The organism is Streptomyces sp. FH025 (assembly GCF_017427025.1).
In the GTDB taxonomy this organism is placed as follows: domain Bacteria; phylum Actinomycetota; class Actinomycetes; order Streptomycetales; family Streptomycetaceae; genus Kitasatospora.
Genome location: NZ_JAFLNG010000890.1, coordinates 1 through 2,687, shown reverse-complemented (window position 1 = coordinate 2,687; position 2,687 = coordinate 1). Strand labels below are relative to the sequence as shown.

General features: G+C 73.5%; 4 protein-coding genes. 2 read left to right on the top strand and 2 right to left on the bottom strand.

Annotated elements, in window-relative coordinates; translation table 11 throughout:
- Positions 1–424, bottom strand: a 424-nt coding sequence (locus tag J0670_RS35295; RefSeq protein WP_207816646.1) for an alpha/beta fold hydrolase, incomplete at its 3' end; no start/stop codon positions are given.
- A gap of 167 nt (positions 425–591) precedes the next feature.
- Here J0670_RS35295 and J0670_RS35290 point away from each other — a divergent pair.
- A complete protein-coding gene (locus J0670_RS35290) occupies positions 592–1,026 on the top strand; it encodes a MarR family winged helix-turn-helix transcriptional regulator (RefSeq protein ID WP_207816649.1) in 435 nt (144 codons plus the stop codon).
- 24 nt (positions 1,027–1,050) lie between these two features.
- Here J0670_RS35290 and J0670_RS35285 read toward each other — a convergent pair whose 3' ends face one another.
- On the bottom strand, positions 1,051–2,037 hold the full coding sequence (locus J0670_RS35285) for an AEC family transporter (protein ID WP_207816644.1): 987 nt from the start codon (positions 2,035–2,037) through the stop codon (positions 1,051–1,053).
- A 107-nt stretch (positions 2,038–2,144) separates the two neighbouring features.
- On the opposite strand from J0670_RS35285, the gene J0670_RS35280 reads away from it, so the two are divergent.
- Positions 2,145–2,603: an HD domain-containing protein gene (locus tag J0670_RS35280; RefSeq protein ID WP_207816642.1), complete on the top strand. Its 459-nt coding sequence runs from the start codon at positions 2,145–2,147 to the stop codon at positions 2,601–2,603.
- The last annotated feature ends 84 nt before the right edge of the window (positions 2,604–2,687 follow it).

Genomic DNA, 2,687 nt, shown 5'->3' with positions numbered 1-2,687 from the left:
GCCGGCCGGTCCGGGAGGGGGCGTGCAGCGCGTACTCCAGGGCGATCCAGGCGCCGTAGGAGTGGCCGCAGAGGTCGGCCTCGGGGATGCCGAGATGGTCGAGGACGGCGTCCAGCCAGCCGAGCAGGCCGGGGACGTCGCCGAGCGGAGTGCCGTCGTGGACGCTGCGGCCGGGGTCGCCGATGAGGTCGACGGCGAGGACGCGGTGGCCGGCCCCGGCCCAGGCGGCGGCGTTGGCGAACCACATGGTGGAGGTGGCGCCGCCGCCGTGGAGCAGGACGAGGGGGCGGCCGTCGGCGGGACCGCAGGCGTTGATCCGGGTGGTGCCGTGGGCGGTGCGGACGGTGAGCGGCTCGACCGGGACGGGCCAGCGGGCGAGCAGCGTGTCGTAGGCGGCGAGGAAGGAGGCGGTGCGGGCGGACATGATGGGCCTCCGCGGGTGTGGTGTGATCGCGTGCGGGATCGCCCGCCGCGTCGCGCGACGAGATCGTTCGACATATCACTCGTTGAGCAAGTATCTCGTTGAGCGAGAGAATACTGGCACATGGAGCCCCGAGGAAGGACGAGAGGGTGGCTGAGGTAGAGGACCCGATGCGGCTGGTCCACCTGCTGCGCGGTCTGACGGTCGAACTCGACCTGTTCGGAGCGGAGTTCGCGGCCCGCAACGGGCTGCACCCGACCGATCTGCGGGCGCTGATCCATCTGCTGGACGCCGCCAGGGCCGGGCAGGTGGTCACCCCGGGCCGGCTCGGCGAGGCGCTGCGGCTGAACTCGGCGGGCACCACCGGCCTGGTGGACCGGCTGGAGCGGCTCGGACTGATCCGCCGCGAGCGCGATCCGCAGGACCGGCGGAAGGTCCGACTGGTGGTGGAGGAACGGGCGATGGAGCTGGGACAGGGCTTCTTCGGCGGCCTGATCGGGGACCTGGTCGCGACGATGGGCCGGTTCGACCCGGCGGAGCTGACGACCGCCCGGCGCTTCCTGGAGGCCATGACCGCGGTGGTGGCCGCCGCCAGGCAGGACTGAGCGGGGAGAGCCGTCGGACGGAGGCTACGCGGGCCCGAGGGCCCAGCTGATCACGGACAGCGTCGCCATCGACACCAGCGTCGACCAGAGCACCGTGTCCCGGGCGAGCACGGCGCCCTGCCCGTACTCGCGCGCGTAGGTGTAGACGTTCTGCGCCGTCGGCAGGGCGGAGAAGAGCACCACGGTGAGCAGCTGGTGCGGTGGCAGGTGGAGCAGTGGGCCGGCCACGGCGAGGGCGACCAGGGGCTGGACCAGCGTCTTGACCGCGACGGTCAGCCCGACCTCGGCGCGCCGTGAACGGCCTTCGGATGAATGGTCCCCGAACGGACGCTCTCCAAGCGGACGGTCTCCGGGCGAACGGCCGTCGGCGGACGGCCGGTTGTGCAGGGACATGCCGAGGGCGATCAGGGCGGTCGGCACCCCCGCGCCGCCGAGCAGGTCCCCGGAGCGCGTCAGCTCGGCGGGCAGGTGCAGCCCGGTCGCGGAGACGACGGCGCCGAGTGCGGCGGCCAGCAGGATCGGGTTGCGCAGCGGCAGGGTGAGCAGCGCCCGGCGCCCGGCCGCGCCGCCGTCCAGGACGGCCAGGACGGCGGGGGTGACCAGCAGGATCTGGAACAGCATCACCGGGCCGACGAACGAGGCGTCGCCGAGGACCTGCATGGTCACGGGGATGCCGAGGTTGGCGGAGTTGACGTACCCGGAGGCCATGGCGCCGATGGCCAGCTCGCCGGGCTCGCGGCGGAAGAACAGGTGCCCGGCGAGCAGTCCGAGGCCGGTCGCGACGGCGGTGCCGGCCATGAAGGCCAGCATGGACGGGTTGGCGAACCGCCCCAGCGGGGTGCGGGAGATCAACAGGAAGAGCCCGGCCGGCATCGCGACGTGGAAGACGAAGCGGTTCAGCACCGTCTCCGCGTGCGGCCCGAGCAACCGGGTCCGGCCGACCAGGTAGCCGATCCCGGTGAGCGCCCAGATCGGGGCGAAGCCGGACAGCAGCGGATGTAAGGAGGGCATGGTTCCTCGGATCGCTCGGACGGATCTGCCGGGTGCGGCGGGGTCATCCGCACGGGGCAGTAAAACAGGCGCCGTCGGCGAACCGATCATGGGCCTACGATGAGGCCGTGGAGGAGCACTACCTGAGCCTGACCGAGGTGGAGGCCATCGCGCGCCGCGCCCACCGGGGGCAGGTGGACAAGAACGGGCACCCCTACGGCGAGCACATCGCGGCCGTCGCGGGCGGGACGGCGGCGCGCGGCGGCAGCGAGGCGCAGATCGCGGCGGGCTGGCTGCACGACACCGTCGAGGACGACCGGCTGAGCCGGGACTGGCTGGCGCGGGCCGCGCTGCCGGAGGAGACCAAGGTGATCGTGGACGCGCTCACCCGGCGCCCGGACGAACCGGTCGAGGAGTACACCGCGCGCATCCTGGCCACGCCCGGCGCGCTGCTGGTCAAGCGCGCCGACCTGGCGCACAACTCGGACCCGGCCCGGCTGGCCTCGCTGGATCCTGCGACCGCCGAGCGGCTGGCCGCCAAGTACGCGCGGATGCGCGAGCTGCTGGGGCTCACCGGGGAGCTGTGAGGCCCCGCCCGGGCGAACCCCGCGGCGTACGGGAAACCAGGAGAGGGCCCGGGCCACGCGGATCGCGCGGGCCCGGGCCCTCTC

Excerpts from the sequence above, each read along its gene's own strand:
- J0670_RS35290 (WP_207816649.1), top strand. The coding sequence starts at position 592 with ATGCGGCTGGTCCACCTGCTGCGCGGTCTGACGGTCGAACTCGACCTG.
- J0670_RS35285 (WP_207816644.1), bottom strand. The coding sequence starts at position 2,037 with ATGCCCTCCTTACATCCGCTGCTGTCCGGCTTCGCCCCGATCTGGGCG.